Genomic DNA, 1,316 nt, shown 5'->3' on the forward strand with positions numbered 1-1,316 from the left:
GATCAAACCGCCTCCCCAGGCGGTTTTTTCGTTTACAGTGCAAGAGATTACGCGCAGAAAAAAAGGATCTCAAGAAGATCCTTTAAATGATCGTCAGTTCTGTTATCCCCGGAGCTCCATCCATCCCACGGAAAAACACCCGCCACTGATGCCCTCAGCGCACTGCACATCATGTACAAACCACTCCCTCCCTCCTTTTTTATTGCGTTTCTTAATGCGCAATGGTAGCTTTGTGCGCAACAAAAAACGCAATAGCAAGGGGGGGTAATGAGAGAAAGAACAAATATCATGCTAGATATAGGATTAAAGCAATCCTTACAACGGCTTTCGAATAAAACCAAAATGAGTCTAAGTGATCTTATTAACCAGAGATTATCAGGTTCACTTTCAGTTGAAGAACGCATTGGCGAAAAGCCTGAATGGATGAGAAACCTTGATCCCTATCTCGCCAATCACTTTTCAAATATTGAGTTACCGCTCCCTTCACCATTAAAAGAATACCAAGAAAAAATGGATGAGATAGATTCAATTATTAATGACATGATGGTTCTAAAGGAATATTTCAGAGCTAAGTTTTACGACGAAATAAAATAGGCACGCTATACGGAGGCGGAGAATTATGTTTTTTAAACGGTATTTAACGGAGAAGGAAATATACAAGGCAGCACTCCCAATTGTTAGGCTTCAAGGGAGAGTTAACACTTCATTACGTTTTTTATCCAAATACTCAGATGTAAACAAAAATGGATTAATTGCATTGCATCTTAATTTATTACATTTTATCTCATACAACATACACGGTGTAGAGTCTCTGAAAATCACTCAAGCAGGCATAAACAAAGCTGTACAACAAAGCCCTCACGCAGATGAAATAAAAAATATTGCGCAGGCAATAGGACGCAAAGGACCTGAGTACATCGAAGGATTAATTAGAAACCCATGGGGGAAGAAAAATGATAATCCACTAATATTTATAATGAGCATTGAAGAAAGTATAAAAGAAACCCTTAACTCAGGTTATATGTTATATAGAGTAGCTCCCATAACTGAGGGTGAAGCAGCTGCTTTCATGGATGTTCTTAAACAATTATTATTATTTGAGGATAATTTTCGCCTTTTTGGTAGAGACTTGGTTTATAAAATAGAAAAATTAAAAATCAGATAACAAAGTATGGTGAACGAAAAATGAAAGAGAGGATAGTGAAATGTGTAATACCAAGATTCTCAACTATGTATTGGTTAATTGCGTTCCTAGCATTTATATTCCCCGGTCGATCTTTTGCTGACGGTTACACCGCTTACTACCGATGTAATGG

General features: G+C 37.7%; 2 protein-coding genes. Both read left to right on the top strand.

Annotation, left to right across the window (positions count from 1 at the left end; genetic code table 11):
- Positions 1-267 precede the first annotated feature (267 nt).
- On the top strand, positions 268-594 hold the full coding sequence (locus ACFFXY_RS25275; RefSeq protein WP_050516389.1) for a hypothetical protein: 327 nt from the start codon (positions 268-270) through the stop codon (positions 592-594).
- A gap of 25 nt (positions 595-619) precedes the next feature.
- Positions 620-1,165 carry a hypothetical protein gene (locus tag ACFFXY_RS25280; RefSeq protein ID WP_023317533.1) on the top strand — a complete coding sequence of 182 codons (546 nt, stop codon included), beginning with the start codon at positions 620-622 and terminating at the stop codon, positions 1,163-1,165.
- Positions 1,166-1,316 lie beyond the last annotated feature (151 nt).

This window comes from Glycomyces mayteni (assembly GCF_042428885.1).
GTDB lineage: Bacteria > Actinomycetota > Actinomycetes > Mycobacteriales > Micromonosporaceae > Glycomyces > Glycomyces mayteni.

Excerpts from the sequence above, each read along its gene's own strand:
- ACFFXY_RS25275 (WP_050516389.1), top strand. The coding sequence starts at position 268 with ATGAGAGAAAGAACAAATATCATGCTAGATATAGGATTAAAGCAATCC.
- ACFFXY_RS25280 (WP_023317533.1), top strand. The coding sequence starts at position 620 with ATGTTTTTTAAACGGTATTTAACGGAGAAGGAAATATACAAGGCAGCA.